Genomic DNA, 19,087 nt, shown 5'->3' with positions numbered 1-19,087 from the left:
CGAGGGGCTGTGCGGAGGCAGTCTGAGTGCAAAGGTGCGAGCCGACGTACAGAAATCGCATATAAGGCTGAGTCTCTGGGCGAGTGAGCCAAGGATCACAAAGCCCTATGGTTCGTGAGACACGGTAAATGCGGCGGTTGTGCACTGAAAGTTCATGTCCTTATCCGGGGAGATCTGTTCAACATGCGATTGGTAATTCCCAGTTCTCAGCCACTGGTTACAACAGGCTCGGCGAACAGGTCTCATCATCCTGTTCGAGCAAACCCGATGGCAACCAATAGCGCCAGCAGAGGTAACTCCGCGTGGTGATTGGACAGAAGTCAGCAGAGGCCATAGTAGCTGTACGACAGAAGCCATTAACGGATGGGAAGTCGTTAGCGAAGGGCCGAACATCGACGACAAAGAGGAGACTGATTCCCTCAAGGCGATGCAGCCGTCCGGCGACTCACCGTACTTGGCGACAGAATCTTTAACCAGCTTTGAACCATGATCTACTAAATTGCGTACTTGAACCGGCTAATCTGGCAAGTGCATGGAAACAGGTCAAAAGCAACAAGGGTGCTCCGGGTATTGATGGAGTCACTATTGAAGCTTATCCAGACTTTGCCAAACAGCATTGGCCTTCAGTGCGTCAAGCCTTATTGGACGGAACCTACCAGCCATCACCCGTGCGCCGACATGTTATAGAAAAGCCGGACGGCGGTGAGCGTTTGCTGGGAATCCCTACCGTGATGGATAGGGTCATACAGCAGGCCATTGTGCAGGTGCTGACCCCTGTCTTTGATCCGGGTTTCTCTCCAAACAGCTTCGGCTACCGACCGGGACGGTCAGCACACGACGGAGTCCGTCAGGTTAAGCAGTTGATCAACCGGGGGCTTCATTACGCTGTTGACGTTGATCTGAGTAAATTCTTTGATACGGTTAATCACGACGTTTTGATGTCGAGGGTCTCCCGTAAGGTCCGCGACAAACGCCTTCTGAAACTGATTGGTAGCTACCTGCGCTCCGGTGTCATGATTGAGGGCAATGTCTACCCGACCAGGGTTGGCATGCCACAGGGTGGGCCTTTATCACCCTTGCTGTCTAATGTGGTCCTCGACGAACTCGACAAGGAGCTTGAATATCGGGGTCATTGCTTTGCAAGATACTGTGATGATTTTGTGATTCTCGTCAAAAGTCAGCGTGCAGGGGATCGGGTGATGCACAGCATTACCCAATTCATTGAACGCAAATTGAAACTGAAGATTAACTCCCGGAAAAGTAAAGTTGTGAAAGCAACAGAAAGCGAATTCCTGAGTTTCACCTTCACAGGGAAGAAAGTTCGCTGGGCCCAGAAGTGTCTGGACCGATTCAAATACCGGATACTCAAGTTGACCAGTCGTCGCTGGGGTGTCTCAATGCAACATCGGTTACGCAAATTGGCACAATATATCCGGGGTTGGATGGGGTATTTCCGGTTATCGGAATATCACCGACCAATTCCCCTGCTGGATCAATGGATACGTCGGCGAATCCGTTGCTGCTTTCTGAAGCAATGGCGCAAGCCGAAAACCCGTTTTAAGAATCTGGTCAGGTTAGGCGTTGATAAAATTAACGCCGCCAAGATCGCAGCCAGCAGCAAAGGGTATTACCGTCTGAGTAAAACCTATGCGGTACAACAGGCACTGAATAACAGTTACCTCGCGAAAATTGGGCTTGTTTCATTGAAAGACTTATGGATCAGGTTTCACCATCATCGTTGAACCGCCCGGTGCGGACCCGCATGCCGGGTGCTGTGGGGAGGGCTGGAGAAAGACCGGCCCTTACCCGATTAAAAACAGTAATTCTCCAGATCATTCTGACGACCTTTCCGCAGATAAAGGTACCGATCCATCGGATGAAAAACCCAATCCTAAAAGTCTGAGACAGTCTTCTGGTAATAAAGCCGGTGGAAAGAAAGGGCATCAGGGCACTTGTCTTAAACAGGTCGATATCCCTGACTATATTGAGTACCTTCCGGTTAAAGAATGCAATAAATGTCAGGCGTCTCTTCTTGATAGTGAGCCGGTCAAATATATTGAACGACAGGTGTTTGAACCAGGGAGACCGGGTGAATTTGAAGTAACGGCCCATAGAGCTGAAGTAAAAATCTGCACTTGTGGTTGTCGGAATCAGGCTGAATTCCCGGAAGGTGTTACCGCTGCCGCACAATATGGCTCAGCCACACAGGCTATGGCCGTCTATCTTAACCAATACCATTTCCTGCCTTTTAAGCGCGTGTCAGAGTATTTTAATACTCTCTATAAAATGAGTGTAAGTGCAGGCACTGTCGCCAATTTTGTGGCCAGAACCTATGAAAATCTGGCTTCTACTGAAGAGGTTATTCGTGACGCCTTGCGGGAATCGTCTGTTGCCGGAGCCGATGAAACGGGTATGCGGGCCGAGGGCTCTTTGCACTGGCTACACGTTATGCGGGATGAACAATGGACGCTCTACTACTTGTCTGAAAAGCGAGGTCGTGAGGCCATGGACACGATGGGCATACTGCTAACATTTGCAGGCGTTCTGGTTCATGATCATTGGAAATCCTATTTTGCATATGCGGCAACTCACGTACTTTGCAATGCCCATCACCTGAGGGAGCTTTTGGGTGTTGTTGATAGGGACAGCAATCAACTGGCGTTGCGATTGATGAAGCTACTGAGGCTTTCCTGGCATTACTGCAAGGGCTTTAAGACCATAGGTATGCTACAGATGCCAAGTGTTGTCTGTGAACGAATCGAGAAGATTTATGACCGGTTGCTTCAGCGGGCTCTAATGAAAGAAGTCGTCTATATGGAGAAGCAACGAGAGGAGCTTAAGCGCAAGAAAGTCAAGAATACTAAAGCTTACAATCTCTTCAAACGACTCACTGAGTTCAAGGCTGAGACACTGCGCTTCATGTCAGATTTTACCATTCCCTTCGATAACAATGGCAGTGAGCGGGATGTTCGAATGGCCAAGTTAAAGCAGAAAATCTCAGGCTGCTTCAGGAGTGCAGACGGTGGTTCTATGTTTGCACGGATTCGCAGCTATTTGTCGTCTGCCAGAAAACAGGGAATGGACATATATCAATCACTTCATAGAGCTGTTCGGAATTACTGTAATATGCCTTTGCTCAGTGCTGAATAGTTACCTTTCTTATCTTCATCTACATAATCAATGAGAAGGTCTGTTGTCATTCTTATAGCCATTGGTAGCCCTGTATGTGCGTCTATACCTTTAGGGTGTCCAATACCTAGCTTCTCAGCTATAGCAAGCGTAATACTTCTATCCAGTGGAAATTGTTCTCTTATATCTTTTACATTCTTTGAAAGGTCAAAGAACAAAAAAGTATCCCTTTCTAGGTTTGACATCAGTTGGATAAGTCGTCCTGATTTGATACCGGGTATCTTATGTTTCTTATTACCTTTAGATGAAGGCACTCTGATGACATCAAGGCCAGACTTATATTCCACCCCTGAGCCAGCTCCAGCACCTTCTTTATCTTGCTTCTTATAGAGATTCTCAGAAACGGAATAAATGGAACTACTGTTATTCTTTTTTGGCATAGATCTATACTGCCTGTTTAACAATCATACAGCCAGTATAGATCTATTTTTTGGATTGTTACCCAATTAATTGGCTTGTTTTCCAACTAATTGGGCTTGTTTGCCAACTTAATTAGACTGTTTCCCAACTTAATTGGCTATCGGACAATTGAATGTTGCTTAAGCGAAGTTAGCAGCAACGAACTCCCAGTTCACCAGAGCCCAGAAACCTTTCAGGTAGTCTGGACGCAGGTTACGGTAATCGATGTAGTAGGCGTGCTCCCACAGGTCGCAGGTCAGCAATGGCTTCTGGTCGCCAGTGATTGGAGTACCAGCGTTGCTGGTGTTTACAATCTCCAGGGAACCGTCAGTGTTTTTCACCAGCCAGGTCCAGGAAGAACCAAAGTTGTTGACGGCCATGTCAGAGAACTTGGCAACGAACTCATCAAAAGAGCCAAAGGATTTGTCGATAGCAGCTGCCAGCTCATCGGAAGGCTTGCCGCCGCCATCGGGACTCAGGCAGTTCCAGTAGAAGGTGTGGTTCCATACCTGGGCCGCGTTGTTGAAGATGCCACCTTCAGATGTTTTGATGATCTCTTCCAGGCTCTGGTTTTCCAGCTCGGTGCCTTCAACCAGACCGTTCAGTTTGACAACGTAAGTGTTGTGATGTTTGCCGTAATGGTAATCCAGGGTTTCCCTGGAGATATGGGGTTCCAGGGCGTCGCGCTCGTAAGGCAACTCAGGCAGTTGAAAAGCCATTTGTGTTCTCCCGCTGTGGTTGGAATATTATTGGTTTCGCTCAGAGACCTGATTTTTCGCAAAGTGATAGTAGCACTGTGACTACTACGAATCCATGTGGGCTGTATCTTGAGGTTTGTCACAGAAATTTCAAGTCCAATATGATCCTATACGTTGAATAAAAGGTTGGGGGTTGAATTTCTTTCTTCTACAATGTTCCCTCATTTATTTTTGTGAACAGCCAAGGGCTGGGAACACTGCTTCTTACTTAGCCTTAAGATAGTAGCCTTAAGATAGTGGCCTTAAGGTAGTAGCCGAAAGGGTACATAGCTGAAGCGAAGTGGTGTTTTTGATTAAAAGCAGTGTCTATGCAAGAGGATAAAAAGATTCATCAGTCAAATCAGGACCTGTCCATAACCGCTGAACAGCGGCCTTCCAGGCACCGTACAACAGGCACTGGGCCGAAAAGTGTCAGTAAGCCTGCTGCCACCACTAAACGTGGTGGTGCGGGTCACCTGGTTTCCGGTGTCTTGTTTGTGCTGCTGGCCGGAATTAGTGCCGGTGGTTACTGGCAGGTGACTGAGCTGCAAAAGGAGCTCAAGGATACCCGGCAGGAACTTCAGGCAACCCGGGATCAACTGGGTCTGGTGACAGGGCAGGTTTCTCAAACCGGCGAAACCATTAACCAGAGTGACTCCATTTTCCGTTCAGAACTAAAAGTGGTGAACTCCGAAATTCGCAAACTCTGGGATGTTTCTAACAAAAGAAACCGTCAGTGGATTAATGAGAATAAAGAGAAGATTGAACAGGGTGCAAAGACCGTAGACCTTGCTGTCAAACAGTCTGATGCTGCCAAAAGATCTTCAGAGCAGGCGGTCTCAAAGCTGGATGAACTGGACCAGATGATGAAGGCAATAACCACTGAGCAGCTGGTTGCGAATTCGGGTATGATCAACCGTGTTGAAGCACTTAAAGCTGAAGTTGATGGTTTAAAGAACACTTTATCAACACAACAGAGTGTTCAGCAGCAAATTAAGTCATCTGCTCAAACTCAGGAGGAACTCAGCAAAAAGCTGAGTGCTTTCCAGAGTCAGGTCTCCCTGCGGTTGCAGCAGTTGGAAAACACCATGCGGGATCTTGGAAATCCTGAAGACAAAGGGCTGACCATTCAGTAGCCGTTAATGTTTTGGAAAGGAAGCGGCCGGTGGAAATAATTATTTTGGTTTGCCGGTCATGCTGCTTCCCATCGTATCTCTGTAAATCCTGTTTATTTAATTGTTTGATTTTATTGCTTAATTAATGATTGGTTCTAAACAGGTATATTTTGTTGGGCGAGTCAAAAAAACGTCCTGAATAGGATGTTAAAAAATATTGATGTTTGGTTTTGGGGGGAAATTGTTCAGTCTGATTGGTTTTATTGCTAACTAACCTGAGTTTTATCTTAATGGCTTAATAAGGAGCTCAATTCTGCTAGCCTGAAATTAATAGGCGTAATCATGAATTAATCAGGCTCCAGTAGTTTGGTCTGATGTTGTTTCTTCAATTGATTGCCTGCTGATAGTTAAGGACAATAAATAGTCAGGACTGGTTATGAGTAATATCGACGGGCCAAGAGGAAACAGCTTTTCAACACCACCAGAGTTTCCCAGGGGTGAGCTGGAAACCTCTAAGGGTAAAGGTGGTATAAGTTCTAAACGTTACACGCATGTCCAAACGCCTCGGGGTAATTCACACCAAGTTCCCGGGAAACCATTTCATACCAGAAGTATTCGCCCTGTTCCTGTTCTTGATACACAAATCAGTGGATTGCTAAAGTCTAAACATTTTCGTGATATAGAAAATGCATTAAAGAGTGATGGAGATATTAAGGCTAATAATCAAAGCCTACAGTCAGATCAAAATGAAGTTGAGATTATTTTAAGAGATATTCAAGCCAAGGCAGAAAAAACAGAAATAGATCAGACTAATGATTTCTCAAAAAAATTCCAAAATCACTTGGGTGCTATCAAAACAATTGATTTAACTAGTCCAAAAGAACTCGCACAAATTATTGTTTCGACGATGAATGAACTCAGGGAGCTGCACTTTTATGAAGGTTATGACAAAACATTAATCACAGGCAAACAACTTATTAATTATGTGGAAAAGCTTGGAAAGATACTCGACAACTACAGCGTTGGACGTTCGGGAGTAACGGCACAAGAAGTCATCATTCCAGTCAGGGATGAAGATGAGGAATCTGGTTATGGGTCGCGCCCTGTGACTCCCTCTTCAGCGGATGACCAGAGAACACCAGCCGTGCCCGATGACACCACCGTGACTTCGCCGGAAGGGCCGAGAACTCCAGTATCTGATGACACTACCGCAATCACGCCAGACAGGCAGAGAACGCAAGTCGTCCCCGATCACAACACCGAGACCATGCTGAATAGCCAGAGAATGTCTGGAGTGAACGATAGGTCGACACAGACCACGCCAATAAATAGCTTTGATGAGGCAACTTCAGCAGACCCGCAGAGAACTCCGGTTGTGCCCGATAGCAGCAGTCTGACTTCACCGTTTGCTGATAACTCAACAAGTTCGATGCCGGGGGTGATGGTCGCCGATCGTGGAACCAATTTGATTCCTGAGGTGACCGAAGACAGCAATAGTCCAAAACCAATAGCATCAGGCGTGACTGGTGGTAATAGTCTAACGCCAGCAGTGCCAGAAGTGACTGGTGACAACAGCTCAACACTCGTAGCACCAGTAGTGATCGATGGTATAGGTGAAAATACTCAACCATTAGAAGTTGTCGACGATAATGGCCTGACAACCGTGGTGCCAGAAGAGGGTAAGCTTGATTCTCAAGGATTAAGCAATCCGGGTGGATTAGAAAGGCGGGACTCAGGTATCGGATCGTTACCCACAACACCAACTTCATCCCCATCCGCAATGGAATCAACAGGGTTCCCGAAAGTGACCTGGCCTTCAGTACTTACGGAAAGTCATTCGGTACCATCTTCTGATGAAGACATCAGGGAATTGGAGCTGTGGTTAAACAATGTCCCGGTAAATAATGATGACGTCAGTGTTTCCAGGGTGCATCGGAACATGGCAGCCCTCCAGGAAGATGTAAACGGTATGGCTGCTCGGGTGGATGAGTTTAATAAGTGGAAAGAAGCAGAGAAAATAAAAGCAGACACACTTCCCTGGGTAGATGAAAGGACGCTTGAGCCCAGTCATATTGGATTACGAAATGCGATTAAAGGGAAAATTACAACCCTTGCGAGCGAAATAGATAAGACCGTTGAGCTTTTCGAAAATAAATATCCGAAACAGAGTGCAGAAATTGCTGAACTGAAAAGAATAGCCAATGTATATAAAGAGGATCTTAATAATCAGGTATCAAGTATTGAACGATCAAACGCAGTAATCAGTAGTGGCGAGGCGGTTAAGGAGTGGTTTGAAAATCTTCATAAGATCAGTGACAACTATCCCGATACTGATGAATTTATGGCAGAGGTATTTCCATATTTAGCTCGAGAAATTACCTTGAATAGTGGTGAGGGGTGCAGTTATCTTGCTGGGCAAATCATTGATCGAGTCGCTGGGGAATTAGTGAGGAGATGTGCAGAGGAAGTTAAAGCAACTACTGATCATGGTGAGCGTCAATTGCTTTATATGCAGTACGCCCAGAGATTAAAACAGCTCGATCCACAGAGAATCCCTGCCCGTGTTCATCAGGGTAAATTGAGCAGTAGAGGTAAGCAGTTTGCCTCGGAAGCTATCAAGCAGCATGAGTTAGCACTTAATCAGTTATTCGAAGGTAATAAAGAACAACCGGTAGTGGAATTATCTGATAGTCAAAAACAGGCCGCCCGGATGGTAGAAGATGATAACATCAGGCCGATGTTGCTCGCACTGATTAACAGTTTAAAGGAAGATCATGAGGGCATTGTAAATAGAGCAGTACAAGGAAAAGAGAAAGTAAAAGCCGCTTTTATTACCGGACTTCTCGACATCAGGGATCAATTTGATCTTTATCCTGTGCCGAATATGGAAGATGTGCTGAAGGTATGCACAGATGATCTTGCCAAGACCAATTCCAAACTGGCTGTCGAATCTGCCCATCAGCACGGGGACAAGTTACAGGCAAAGGGAACCAAAGATCCAGCAACCGGGCAATACCAGTATGATGGCGAGTATCGATATTTGAAACTGCAAAAACGCTGTGAAAGTCTTCAGAAGAGACTGGAACTGGGTCATGAAGACAAGTTTCCTGAAGCACGTGGTCTTACCGATAAATTTATGAGTGCATTTCATGGTTCAAAAGATATTCTTGATATCGAGACCCTGGAAAACTTTGAAGGCAAAAGAGAGCTGTCTTACACAAAAACAAAGATCAGGGGAGGAAATGGTCCTCTGAATCAGTTTTTTGAAGGGATTTCCGGTGCTTATTACTGCAAATCGGATGAAGGTGCTGAAAGTGTTGTGGTAGAAAGGGGAAATCCGGCAGGCGTTGTCTTTGAAAAAAACAGGAATGGTGAATGGCATGGCATGCTGGGCAACAGGCATTATACTATACACCCTCGCTTTATGTACCAGTTCCCGAACTCTCAACCTGCTTTTGTCGGCAACTGGTTGCCAGTCAGGGCCGATGATGGCAAGACGGGTATTCTGGTGTTGCAAAGAGCAGGAGAGGGGAGCAGATATTTCTTATACGAGCCTGATGGTAAGGGAGATTTAAAGCCAAAGCCGATAGCGGCTACCAATCAGGAAGAAGTGTTTGAAGAAACAGTTGATGCTGAGTTTTTTCTGAGGGCAGCAAGAGGTCCTGGTTTAGTTGATACGAGCCAATACAGTGATGTTAAAGAGGGCTCCAGGGAAAGCGACAAGGCAGAAAAGCTTCTCGGCGCAGTTAGCTGGGTTCGTGATAAATGGAACTCGAAGGGTACCCATCAAGAGTTGGCTGCATTGTATAGCCAAACAGCGCATGATATTGCCACACGTTCGGAGAATCAGCGCCTGGATAAATTGATTAAAACCGAGAAGCAACATCATCTCTTGCAAAACGCGTTCGTGAAGAATAGCCAATACAGTGAGACTCAAAACGTAAAAGAAAACAAGGGCAAAACTGGTACAGCCCTGGGCAGATGCACGATTGGAACCAGAGCTTCAGCGTTACCAAAGACTTTCTATGGATGCCGGTTTCGATTCAGTTGGCAGCAGCTATTTCAAACAATGTCGTGAGCAGTTTGGCAGTAATGAGTTGATCAAGCTTGGTGAGAAGGATCTTGAAGTCTTTAAAGACGATGCCTTTAAAAACATGTCGGTATTTGCCGGCTGTGAAATTAAACCTGAGGCCAAAAAAATGGACTGAAGGCTCTATTCAGCAAGTTGAGTTAAATTTTGCAAAAGTGATCAAAGTGAATCGTGATCGTCAGCTTCGTTTACATATGGGCGCGAATGACCTGACTCGAACACTGGGAGCTGAATTAAGAGGTCATCACCCTCAACCGGAGAAACTGGATATTTACCGGGATGATGAGCTGGTTGATTATGCTATTACGCAGTTTAAAAATGGAAGGCTGCCGGACTGGGTTACTGTGAATGGTGACTCGTTTTGTGAAGAGCTGGTGCAACTGATGCTGGTGAAAAATGAGAGAGACTTTTGCATCAGCATGGGACGGCGTATGGGGGCTCTGAAAACAGGCTGACAACGGTTAGAAGTGAAAGTCAGTTGATGAAAAAAGAAGAGTTTACAGGCGCTTGTCAGGTGTTGAATCTGGATATGGCGCTATTGGCCGGAGAACAGAAAGAGGCCAGTGATCGGATTAAAGACCACTATAGCAAGGCTCTGGATGAACAAAACCGGGTAATGTTGTCATTTGAGCAGGGTGGGCTAATGTTGCGTGGCACCCAGCCCGAGATGGCCGAAAAGGTATTTGATTTTGTCAATGACATGAGGCAGGAAGGGAAAGGTGCCAACAGTCATAGCCTGGTTTTCAAACTGGGTACCGGCTATGGGGAAAAGTAAAACAATTATCCCTCTTGCAGCTGATCAGGCCTACAGAAAAGGGCATCCCGTCCGAATCATTGCGCCACCGAGTAACCAGGCTGAACTGGACCATTCACTTTATCATTATTTTGCGGAACAGGGCATTGAGTACAGAAGACTGAATATTTTTGAAAAATATGTACCTCCAATGGAAGGGGGTGCTCCCGGGAAATGGTGGACAGAAGAAAACCTGAATGAGATTCTGGAAATGGTTCAGCAAAATGAGCCTCTGGGTATTTCAACAAAAGATGTTCAGCTACTGAAAATACTGAAAGAAAAGTTAAATACCAAATTGAAGTCGAAGATGGATGAGTTAAAAACAACCCACCTATCAGGAGACGATAAAGCTAAACTGGAAGAAGAAGTAAATCAGCTAAGAAGAGAAGTCGCCATATCGGAAAAAATAGTGGACTTATTGCAATACAGTGGCCTGAATATTTTTGATGAATACGGCCCTTCAGTTATGCCTGGCAGAATAGATGAGCTGCATGAGCCAGCGACTGAAATGGGATGGGCGTTGAAACCTCTGAATACTCAGCCAACAACTACCAGAGAAATAGTGGAAGTACAGTCCGCTTTTTTGAGTGCCAGCAAGAATAAAATCTGCCTCTCAGCAACCATGGGAACCGGCTTTGCCATGGCCGCATTGACGCAATCAGCGACGGTGGCCGAAGCTGCAGCTAAATGTGTGTCGGATCCGAAGACAACCGATGCCAGATTCTTAAACTGGCTTGCCAAGGCAAGGCCTATTTTATCCAGAGGCACATCAAAGCCAGAAGATAGAATTCGTATTATTGGTCAGGCAATGGAAGGGGCAGGAAAGGATAAACAGATCATTCTGTTTGATGGCAATGATGATGGAAAAAACAGGTTTGAGAACGTCAAGAGTGACCATGAGAATTTAAAAAAGGCCAGAGGGGGAGTGGCGCGCGGTCTGTTGTATTATAACGACCAGAAAAACCTCTGTTTATACCATCCGCAAGATAAAAAATATCAGGGCGAAAATGCCACGGTTACCCCTGAAATGGAGACTTTGATTCGTAACCACCCTGAAGATTATGACGTTCGGTTGGATAGTACACAGGGTGTTGGGACGGATTGTCCTCAAAGCGCTGAAAGTATGGGTATTCATTTTGGCTTTCTTGAAGACGCCAGCGGGCGTAGCAGTGTAACACTGCAGCAGGTGGGGCGTTCCATGCGCAAGTCAGGCAGTCTCAAAATGCAGAATTTGTTTATGGTGATGGATCCATCGACTGATCCGGATAAGGCTTGTGTCAGTGAGGATGTCCGGGAAAAGCACAAGGGTCTGGTTACTGCTTATGAGAGAGCACAGGCTGATAGGGATAAAGCCTGGAAACAGCTTGCATCTGCTCTCAATATTGAATCTGCAGGTGAACTGAGTCTTGAACAGCGACGCGTGATCCATTCAGTACTCCATGTTACGCCACCTGATAAAGACGGTAGCTATGAGGATAATCTTGCCCATGATTTGGACGCTTATATTAATTCATGGGAATGTGATGTCTTTCCTAAAGATAGGCCCATAGTAAAAGCGTTGAAAGATTTTAAAAGCGCCCAGAGACTTGAGCAAGATAGATATCTTGACATGGTCGGGGGAGTCATGGCGCTTCGTGAAAAATCCGAACCAGTCAAAGCACGTGAAGAGGACATTGCCAGTGGCGTTAAGCGCTCAGAAGCCGAAGGCATTTTATTTGGTGCCCATGCCTGGCGTGAGGAAGAGGCAAGGACTGTGCTTGAAAGGGTTAGGCTTGATTCTGTACTTACTCCGGGTGCTGTTCATTCCAGAGCGCAAGAGTACGATCATGACGTGTACGTGGACGAATTTGAAAAACAATTAAGAGCAGCGGTTCACAAAGAGTTAAAAGAAATTGAGAGAGAAAGGTTTGAGGACTTTGATAAAGACGTACCTCTTGAAACATTTGCTAACAGTTCACATATGGATAGTGAAATTAAAGCGTGCATTAGTCGGTTGCAGGAAAGAGGGATTACTCCAGATTCACAGGTTAAAAAGACTGAAATTCCTCCTGAGCTGATGAACTATTGTAACGAATTAAAAAAGACGGCAGATGATGTGTATGAAAATCTTGGGACTCTTTGCAATTATGGTAAGCAGTCAGAAAAAGTAACCAAGTCTGATGGAACACTTGTACTCTCTAAATCCAAAGACTGGAAAAAGATAAAAAAGCTACATGAAGATTTAAATAAAAAGTTCACTGATCTTCAGGCTGGGGATTTGCAAGCTCTGACGGAGTTTTGTAGGGAGAGAGACAGTGCGCTGGAGATTTTCTATCATGGTCTGGCCACTCAACTGTCTGGTATCGAATTTAAATCGGGCAAACTTAATAGCAATGGCCCAAAATTTGGTAAGATGTGTGAAATTTTAGAAAAAGGAATGGGTGGGTTAAACTCCAGAAATTTTGTCAACACTCGAGACAGAATCAACAGATTATATCCATCACCGAATAACAACCCTACTCGAATCAACTTGGTTAAGTCTGGAAAGGCAAATGGTTGGAACTGGAGAATTAATGCTTCTGGGCCAGATGGTCAAGCCAAGGTGGAGTATGATTCCCTTGATAAGATGAGAAATGAGAACAGCGCCAGGCAAATGGCCATAACAGCATTGGGGAATGGGAAAGACCCTCTATTGGTGGCCAGTCTCGAACATATTAAGGGTGAACTTTTAAAGGACAATAGAAAATATAGAGACGATCTGACTGACCTTGCCATTCAGTCTCAGGATAGAATAGATAGAAGGGAAAAAATCAAATTACAATAAATTTTTCCTGTTGACTTTTACAGAAAAACTGAAAGGTTTGGCTTGAAGTATTGAGACTCTGAATTAAAAGTACTCATAAGATGGTGTCTGGTTATCTATGTTTAAGCAAACAAGGCGTGATATATGTCATTAATACCCAGTGGCAAGGAACGCCGCTCGATTAAACGTCATCAGTTGCAGGATTATCTTAAAATTTATAATCGCAATACCATGAGGGGGATGGGGGGTATTGGCAACATCAGTTGTAATGGCTTAATGCTGATCAGTTCTGTCCCTGTTTTGATCGGTGCTGTGTATAATATGCGCATTATTCTTCCCGATGATGACATAGGAGAGCAGTATCTGGATTTTGATGCACGGTGCCATTGGTGCAAGCCTGATGTGGGGCCGGAATATTTTGACTCAGGCTACAGTATCGTAAATGCTGGTCATGATATTATTGATCTGGTTGAAACACTGAAAAATTATTTTACCTTTGCAGAGGTCGCAGACTGACGTTTTCAGGTAGAATTATACGCTACCAAGTGTTTGATGTTCCTGGTCGTCATGTCTGTTGATTACGTTGTCCCTGCAAAAGTTATAACGGTTGAAACCGAAGTCAAAAAAAGCCGTTTTATTACCTCTATTGCTCCGGCCCACTCCCGCCAGGAAGCACTGGCGTTTGTCGAAGCAAAACGTATCGAATACCCGGATGCCACTCATCACTGTTCAGCCTTTGTCGCAGGCGCACCGGATGGCGGTGCAGTGGTTGGTTTTGATGACGATGGAGAACCTTCCGGTACCGCTGGTCGTCCGATGTTGAATGTGCTTCAGCACAAGCGCGTTGGTGATATCGTGGCTGTGGTTGTACGCTACTTTGGTGGAGTGAAACTGGGTGCTGGTGGCCTGGTCAGGGCTTACAGTGCTTCCGTTCAGCAGGCCTGTGAAATCTTGCCTCTGGAGCGGCGGGTTACATTAAGAAGTGGTGTTCTCGTCTGCGACTATGCTCATGAGCAGATGGTTCGCCATCACCTTGACCAGTTTCGTGGAAGTCTTGAACGTTGTGACTATGATCAGTCAGTCCGGATGACGGTTTCAATGCCAGAAACCGGAAGCGACGAGCTTGCCTGCCATTTGTACGATACAAGCCGCGGAAAAATTATTATTCAGTGGCAGGATGATGATGTTTGAGCCTTTCTGTCTCAATAGCGGACGTTTAAACCATCAGCCCGGTGAATAAAAGGGGGCTAGTGCCCCCCTCTAATTATTGCCATCAAACTCAATGGCATCTTCGTAGACCCAGTACCTCTGGTCTTGCAGATGTTTGTTGTCAGTCATGGCCATAAACAGTCCGGTGCCAAGTGGAGGCATGGTGCTATCCCCCATGTATTGCCACTCGATTCTCAGTCCTGCTATCGCTTGCAGACACAGTGGGTAATTTCCCTTGAAAACCGGGTTAAAAGTACCATGGCGCTTATCTCCTTCTTTCATTTTCTCCCTCCTCTTCTCAAAGTGTGATATCGGCAAGGCGATTGCTGACCGAAAGTGTTTTTATTAATTGAGTGAGGGCATCGGTTAAAAGCTCTCTGGCTTCTTTGGCCTGGGCCAGCGATACTGTAATGTCTCAGGACAGAATCAATGAGTAATGCACACCATTGAAGGCTATTAAATGATCTCTTTTTATTTTCACGACTATGAGACTTTCGGTACTGATCCTGCGCTTGACTGGCCAGCCCAGTTTGCGGGTATCCGTACCGATGCAGAGTTGAATGAGGTGGGGGAACCGCTGAATATTTTCTGTAAGTTACCGGAGGATCATCTGCCTAATCCCATGGCCTGCCTGGTAACCGGCTTGACGCCTCAGAAGGTTAATGAGCAGGGAGTAGCGGAACCTGAGTTTATTCATAGCATTCATACTGAGTTAATGGTTCCGGGCACTTGTGCGCTGGGCTATAACACCATTCGTTTTGATGATGAAGTGACCCGGAATATCCTCTACCGTAATTTTTATGATCCCTATGCCCGGGAGTGGCAGAACGGCAACAGTCGCTGGGATTTAATTGACCTGGTCAGGTTGACTGCTGCTTTGAGGCCTGAAGGCATTGAGTGGCCGCTGCGTGAAGATGGTTGCAAAAGCTTCAGGCTGGAAGAGATCACGGCTGCAAATGGTGTGGATCATGGGGCTGCTCATGATGCACTGAGCGATGTGCGGGCAACAATTGCACTGGCAAGATTGATTCGGCAACAGCAGCCCAGAGTCTTCCAGTTCTATCTTTCTCACCGTGGTAAACGTGAAGTATCCGGGCTGTTAAATCTGGTCAGTCAGCAAATGGTCGTACATGTTTCCGGTATGTTTGGAGCACGACGGAATAATCTTGCTGTCGTGATGCCGCTGATTGATCATCCGGTAAATCGCAATGGTGTGGTTGTTTACGATCTATCAGTCGATCCATTACCCTTATTGCATTTATCTGTGGAAGATATACGGCGGAGGCTTTTTACCCCGGTTGATCAATTGGGAGATGGTGAAGACCGAATCCCACTAAAGACCGTCCATATTAATAAATGCCCTGCAGTTGCTCCACTGGGGGTGTTGAGGGCAGAAGATCAGGATCGTCTTGAATTAGACCTTGCCAGGTGTGAAGCACACCGAAACCAGCTGATGGCTGATAACAAACTCGCAGCAAAGCTCAGACAGGTGTTTTCAGAGTCTCCATCTATAAAGGCTACAGACCCGGATCAGATGATTTATTCTGGTGGCTTTTTCTCGCCTGCCGACAGGAATGAAATGAGCCGGATAGTCACATCGAATCCTTCACACCTGTCGCAGCTTGGCCTCTCGTTTTCAGATAAACGACTGGAGGAAATGTTGTTTCGATATCGTGGTCGGCATTATTTTGAAACCATGGATCAAGAGGAACGGTTGCTTTGGAAGCAATATTGCCGGGATCGATTGTCAGGGCAGTTGCACCCGGAAAATAATCAACTTTTAACGTTTGATCATTTCTGGAACGAGTTTAGAGAGGCTCAGGCAATCGCTGAGGGAGATTTGGAAAAGCAACATCTACTGGCACAATTGTCTGATTACGTACAGGGGTGTGTGAAAATCCTGTCTAATTAGATTTTTATTTTTTAGTTGTAACTATTCAGCACTGAGCAAAGGCATATTACAGTAATTCCGAACAGCTCTATGAAGTGATTGATATATGTCCATTCCCTGTTTTCTGGCAGACGACAAATAGCTGCGAATCCGTGCAAACATAGAACCACCGTCTGCACTCCTGAAGCAGCCTGAGATTTTCTGCTTTAACTTGGCCATTCGAACATCCCGCTCACTGCCATTGTTATCGAAGGGAATGGTAAAATCTGACATGAAGCGCAGTGTCTCAGCCTTGAACTCAGTGAGTCGTTTGAAGAGATTGTAAGCTTTAGTATTCTTGTAACTATTCAGCACTGAGCAAAGGCATATTACAGTAATTCCGAACAGCTCTATGAAGTGATTGATATATGTCCATTCCCTGTTTTCTGGCAGACGACAAATAGCTGCGAATCCGTGCAAACATAGAACCACCGTCTGCACTCCTGAAGCAGCCTGAGATTTTCTGCTTTAACTTGGCCATTCGAAACATCCCGCTCACTGCATTGTTATCGAAGGGAATGGTAAAATCTGACATGAAGCGCAGTGTCTCAGCCTTGAACTCAGTGAGTCGTTTGAAGAGATTGTAAGCTTTAGTATTCTTGACTTTCTTGCGCTTAAGCTCCTCTCGTTGCTTCTCCATATAGACGACTTCTTTCATTAGAGCCCGCTGAAGCAACCGGTCATAAATCTTCTCGATTCGTTCACAGACAACACTTGGCATCTGTAGCATACCTATGGTCTTAAAGCCCTTGCAGTAATGCCAGGAAAGCCTCAGTAGCTTCATCAATCGCAACGCCAGTTGATTGCTGTCCCTATCAACAACACCCAAAAGCTCCCTCAGGTGATGGGCATTGCAAAGTACGTGAGTTTGCCGCATATGCAAAATAGGATTTCCAATGATCATGAACCAGAACGCCTGCAAATGTTAGCAGTATGCCCATCGTGTCCATGGCCTCACGACCTCGCTTTTCAGACAAGTAGTAGAGCGTCCATTGTTCATCCCGCATAACGTGTAGCCAGTGCAAAGAGCCCTCGGCCCGCATACCCGTTTCATCGGCTCCGGCAACAGACGATTCCCGCAAGGCGTCACGAATAACCTCTTCAGTAGAAGCCAGATTTTCATAGGTTCTGGCCACAAAATTGGCGACAGTGCCTGCACTTACACTCATTTTATAGAGAGTATTAAAATACTCTGACACGCGCTTAAAAGGCAGGAAATGGTATTGGTTAAGATAGACGGCCATAGCCTGTGTGGCTGAGCCATATTGTGCGGCAGCGGTAACACCTTCCGGGAATTCAGCCTGATTCCGACAACCACAAGTGCAGATTTTTACTTCAGCTCTATGGGCCGTTACTTCAAATTCACCCGGTCTCCCTGGTTCAAACACCTGTCGTTCAATATATTTGACCGGCTCACTATCAAGAAGAGACGCCTGACATTTATTGCATTCTTTAACCGGAAGGTACTCAATATAGTCAGGGATATCGACCTGTTTAAGACAAGTGCCCTGATGCCCTTTCTTTCCACCGGCTTTATTACCAGAAGACTGTCTCAGACTTTTAGGATTGGGTTTTTCATCCGATGGATCGGTACCTTTATCTGCGGAAAGGTCGTCAGAATGATCTGGAGAATTACTGTTTTTACAAGGTTTTTGATAACCATCAGACGATGGCGGCTTGCTGCTGTTTTGACTGTTCTTGCCAACCTTTTCTTCCAATTCTCGACATCGCTCTTCCAGACAGGCAACTCTCATCCGCAGCTCTGCATTCTCTTTCAAGAGAATCTCAGCCGACATAGTTGCGGGTAGTTCTGGAATCATGCTGGCGAATATTGTGGAAAAATGGTGCTTAAGAGGATGGTATAAAAATCAGAAAATTCCAGATTTATGTGGGGGTGCTGAACAGTTACTTTTAGTTATTGAAATGAATGTTTTACGACCAGGTTTAGCTGTTCTGCAAGCCGACCGTATATGGTTGGTTTTTCAATATAATCGACCGCGCCTGCTTTAATGGCTGCAACAGCACTGGAGACATCGTTGTGATGGCCAAGGATGATAACCGGAACCTGGTGATTGCCAGTGGCCAGATCCTGCATTAGACTCAAAGCTTGCCCATGAGGCTGGTCATTAGCAGCAATGATACAGGACGGTTTGTCTGCTTTAAGTGCATTTAGCAGTTCAAAGAGTGAACTAAAACAGATAAGCTCCATGGATTTTTCATGGCATAGGCTGCGGATAGTCTCGGTAGTGCCGGAATCCTGTTCCAATAAGTAGACTGAGCAGTGGGTAGCGAGATTCATAAAGGCAACCTTGCGGTATAAAAGAAACCTGTCGTTTGCAATGTAAGTTGCAATGAAACAGCTGTAAGTCTACTGCTATCGATAACTAGTGGGCATGTTATGCATGCAAATGAACATACACATTATTCCGTCGTTAACAGCAGCTCAAGAAGTAACCTTGAAAATATGAAATACGCACTGATCAAATTAAACCCAAACTGATTGGAAAGTATTTCATCTTCTCTTCTTGCCATTGTCTAATGGTACGACTTCAGTTTAGGTTTAGCTGGCTTATTCCTGAATGGAGGGATGTACTTGACGTTATTCGGCGAGTACCTAAGTATATGACTGTTCGTTCGTTCAACTATTGTATTATTCGTTTAGACCATTTTTTTTGAATTAAACAGAAATGATAATGGGTCATAATTTGGTCAACCCCGTAATGACTTTGGGGTAATTCCATTTTAACACCAGTAAATACTTTTCGTTCCATCAATCACTGTATTGAAACTTTATATCAAGGTTCAAGCTGTCTGTTTCAATAGCCAAAATATGATGAGTCGGT

General features: G+C 45.4%; 18 protein-coding genes. 11 read left to right on the top strand and 7 right to left on the bottom strand.

Translation table 11 applies throughout. From position 1 onward, the window contains the following. Positions 1-479: 479 nt before the first annotated feature. Together ltrA and MJO57_RS23230 are read left to right on the top strand one after the other, a co-directional pair. Positions 480-1,742 (top strand): group II intron reverse transcriptase/maturase, encoded by a 1,263-nt coding sequence (ltrA, locus tag MJO57_RS23235; protein ID WP_252017357.1) that lies wholly within the window; start codon positions 480-482, stop codon positions 1,740-1,742. Further along, positions 1,732-3,150 (top strand): IS66 family transposase, encoded by a 1,419-nt coding sequence (locus MJO57_RS23230; RefSeq protein ID WP_371924904.1) that lies wholly within the window; start codon positions 1,732-1,734, stop codon positions 3,148-3,150. The genes ltrA and MJO57_RS23230 overlap by 11 nt, the downstream gene beginning before the upstream one ends. On the opposite strand, the gene MJO57_RS23225 is transcribed toward MJO57_RS23230, so the two are convergent. Both MJO57_RS23225 and sodB read right to left on the bottom strand, forming a co-directional pair. Further along, on the bottom strand, positions 3,117-3,569 hold the full coding sequence (locus MJO57_RS23225) for a TnsA endonuclease N-terminal domain-containing protein (RefSeq protein WP_252019108.1): 453 nt from the start codon (positions 3,567-3,569) through the stop codon (positions 3,117-3,119). The genes MJO57_RS23230 and MJO57_RS23225 overlap by 34 nt on opposite strands. Positions 3,570-3,728: 159 nt before the next feature. Beyond that, the gene (sodB, locus tag MJO57_RS23220) at positions 3,729-4,307 is read right to left on the bottom strand and encodes a superoxide dismutase [Fe] (RefSeq protein ID WP_252019106.1); all 579 of its coding nucleotides are present in this window, start codon (positions 4,305-4,307) and stop codon (positions 3,729-3,731) included. A 347-nt stretch (positions 4,308-4,654) separates the two neighbouring features. Here sodB and MJO57_RS23215 point away from each other — a divergent pair, with 347 nt between their 5' ends. From MJO57_RS23215 to MJO57_RS23185, 7 genes are all read left to right on the top strand, one after another. After that, on the top strand, positions 4,655-5,461 hold the full coding sequence (locus MJO57_RS23215) for a hypothetical protein (protein WP_252019105.1): 807 nt from the start codon (positions 4,655-4,657) through the stop codon (positions 5,459-5,461). Between the two features lie 415 nt (positions 5,462-5,876). Next, positions 5,877-9,518 carry a hypothetical protein gene (locus MJO57_RS23210; protein ID WP_252019103.1) on the top strand — a complete coding sequence of 1,214 codons (3,642 nt, stop codon included), beginning with the start codon at positions 5,877-5,879 and terminating at the stop codon, positions 9,516-9,518. A 95-nt stretch (positions 9,519-9,613) separates the two neighbouring features. After that, positions 9,614-9,985, top strand: a complete 372-nt coding sequence (locus tag MJO57_RS23205; RefSeq protein ID WP_252019101.1) for a hypothetical protein — start codon at positions 9,614-9,616, stop codon at positions 9,983-9,985. Between the two features lie 26 nt (positions 9,986-10,011). Beyond that, the gene (locus MJO57_RS23200) at positions 10,012-10,305 is read left to right on the top strand and encodes a hypothetical protein (RefSeq protein ID WP_252019099.1); all 294 of its coding nucleotides are present in this window, start codon (positions 10,012-10,014) and stop codon (positions 10,303-10,305) included. Then, positions 10,292-13,126, top strand: a complete 2,835-nt coding sequence (locus tag MJO57_RS23195; protein ID WP_252019098.1) for a hypothetical protein — start codon at positions 10,292-10,294, stop codon at positions 13,124-13,126. The genes MJO57_RS23200 and MJO57_RS23195 overlap by 14 nt, the downstream gene beginning before the upstream one ends. Before the next feature lie 123 nt (positions 13,127-13,249). Continuing rightward, positions 13,250-13,621: a PilZ domain-containing protein gene (locus tag MJO57_RS23190; protein ID WP_252019096.1), complete on the top strand. Its 372-nt coding sequence runs from the start codon at positions 13,250-13,252 to the stop codon at positions 13,619-13,621. Positions 13,622-13,672: 51 nt separating this feature from the next. Continuing rightward, a complete protein-coding gene (locus MJO57_RS23185) occupies positions 13,673-14,296 on the top strand; it encodes a YigZ family protein (RefSeq protein ID WP_252019094.1) in 624 nt (207 codons plus the stop codon). Positions 14,297-14,365: 69 nt separating this feature from the next. Here the strand turns inward: MJO57_RS23185 and MJO57_RS23180 are convergent, their stop codons facing one another. Beyond that, a complete protein-coding gene (locus MJO57_RS23180) occupies positions 14,366-14,596 on the bottom strand; it encodes a hypothetical protein (RefSeq protein ID WP_252019093.1) in 231 nt (76 codons plus the stop codon). Positions 14,597-14,774: 178 nt separating this feature from the next. Here MJO57_RS23180 and sbcB point away from each other — a divergent pair, with 178 nt between their 5' ends. Continuing rightward, a complete protein-coding gene (gene sbcB, locus MJO57_RS23175; RefSeq protein WP_252019091.1) occupies positions 14,775-16,226 on the top strand; it encodes an exodeoxyribonuclease I in 1,452 nt (483 codons plus the stop codon). 21 nt (positions 16,227-16,247) lie between these two features. Here the strand turns inward: sbcB and MJO57_RS23170 are convergent, their stop codons facing one another. Genes MJO57_RS23170 through MJO57_RS23160 form a run of 3 tightly spaced genes read right to left on the bottom strand, consistent with a single transcriptional unit; the run spans position 16,248 to position 18,064 of the window. After that, on the bottom strand, positions 16,248-16,559 hold the full coding sequence (locus MJO57_RS23170) for a transposase (RefSeq protein WP_252019089.1): 312 nt from the start codon (positions 16,557-16,559) through the stop codon (positions 16,248-16,250). Beyond that, positions 16,549-17,148 carry a transposase gene (locus MJO57_RS23165; RefSeq protein WP_252019087.1) on the bottom strand — a complete coding sequence of 200 codons (600 nt, stop codon included), beginning with the start codon at positions 17,146-17,148 and terminating at the stop codon, positions 16,549-16,551. The genes MJO57_RS23170 and MJO57_RS23165 overlap by 11 nt, the downstream gene beginning before the upstream one ends. Continuing rightward, positions 17,060-18,064 (bottom strand): transposase, encoded by a 1,005-nt coding sequence (locus MJO57_RS23160; RefSeq protein ID WP_252019085.1) that lies wholly within the window; start codon positions 18,062-18,064, stop codon positions 17,060-17,062. Before MJO57_RS23160 ends, MJO57_RS23165 begins: the two co-directional genes overlap by 89 nt. On the opposite strand from MJO57_RS23160, the gene MJO57_RS23155 reads away from it, so the two are divergent. After that, complete coding sequence (locus tag MJO57_RS23155; protein ID WP_252019083.1) at positions 18,063-18,254, top strand: hypothetical protein; 192 nt, start codon at positions 18,063-18,065, stop codon at positions 18,252-18,254. The two genes, MJO57_RS23160 and MJO57_RS23155, sit on opposite strands and share 2 nt — an antisense overlap. Here the strand turns inward: MJO57_RS23155 and MJO57_RS33415 are convergent. Beyond that, positions 18,160-18,453, bottom strand: a complete 294-nt coding sequence (locus MJO57_RS33415) for a response regulator (RefSeq protein ID WP_371924903.1) — start codon at positions 18,451-18,453, stop codon at positions 18,160-18,162. The two genes, MJO57_RS23155 and MJO57_RS33415, sit on opposite strands and share 95 nt — an antisense overlap. Positions 18,454-19,087: the final 634 nt, after the last annotated feature.

It is taken from the genome of Endozoicomonas sp. SCSIO W0465 (genome assembly GCF_023716865.1).
Lineage (GTDB): Bacteria > Pseudomonadota > Gammaproteobacteria > Pseudomonadales > Endozoicomonadaceae > Endozoicomonas.
The sequence above is the reverse complement of the archived record's forward strand: the minus strand, read 5'-3'. Positions and strand labels throughout refer to the sequence as shown.